Below are 860 nucleotides of genomic sequence, written 5' to 3'. Positions count from 1 at the left end.
CCCCCACTAGACCACATCTTTAGAGACCTACCAGAATTGTTAAAACCTGGGGATTTATTAGTGATGAATAATACACGAGTTATCCCCGCTCGACTATATGGTCGCAAGTCCACAGGAGCAAGAGTGGAAGTGTTGCTTTTGGAAGAAAAACAACATAATTGTTGGTTAGCATTGGTTAAACCAGGTAAATATTTTAATATCGGAACTGAAATTATTTTTGATGATCAGGGATTATCCTCTGTGGATAAATTAATACCCCAACTCACTGCTACGGTGATTGAACGCGATGAGAATACTGGCTGTATATTATTGCAATTTGATTTGCCTATAAATGTTTCTTTGCTCCATTTTTTACACAAATTGGGAGAGATTCCCTTACCACCTTATATTAATAACTCTCATGCGCTGGAGGAGCAATATCAAACTGTATATGCTAAACACGACGGTGCTGTAGCAGCTCCTACAGCAGGACTTCACTTTACACCAGAACTATTGGTCAAATTACGAGAGTGCGGTATTCAACAGGAATTTCTCACTTTACATGTTGGTGTCGGCACATTTCGACCAGTGGAAGTGGAAGACGTTACCACCCACCAAATGCATGAAGAATGGATAGAAGTTAGTGGGGACTTAGTAGAGAAGATTTACGCTACCAAAAATGCTGGAGGGCGAATTATTGCGGTTGGTACTACGGTAGTTCGCGCTTTAGAAGGTGCTGCCCAAGGTGGTTCCTTACAACCGTATACGGGCAAAGTTAATCTCTTTATTTATCCAGGCTATCAATGGCGTGTCGTGGAAGGTCTTATTACTAACTTTCATCTACCTCGTTCTAGTTTGCTTATGTTAGTTAGTTCCTTAAT

At 40.7% G+C, this 860-nt stretch carries 1 protein-coding gene; it reads left to right on the top strand.

From position 1 onward, the window contains the following. A partial coding sequence (gene queA, locus A0J48_RS26475; RefSeq protein ID WP_200327550.1) for a tRNA preQ1(34) S-adenosylmethionine ribosyltransferase-isomerase QueA occupies positions 1–860 on the top strand: 860 nt, incomplete at both ends.

Source organism: Sphaerospermopsis aphanizomenoides BCCUSP55, assembly GCF_001586785.1.
Classification (GTDB): Bacteria; Cyanobacteriota; Cyanobacteriia; order Cyanobacteriales; family Nostocaceae; genus Sphaerospermopsis_A; species Sphaerospermopsis_A aphanizomenoides_A.
Note: the sequence above shows the minus strand (reverse complement) of the source record. Positions and strands in the feature narration are given on the sequence as shown.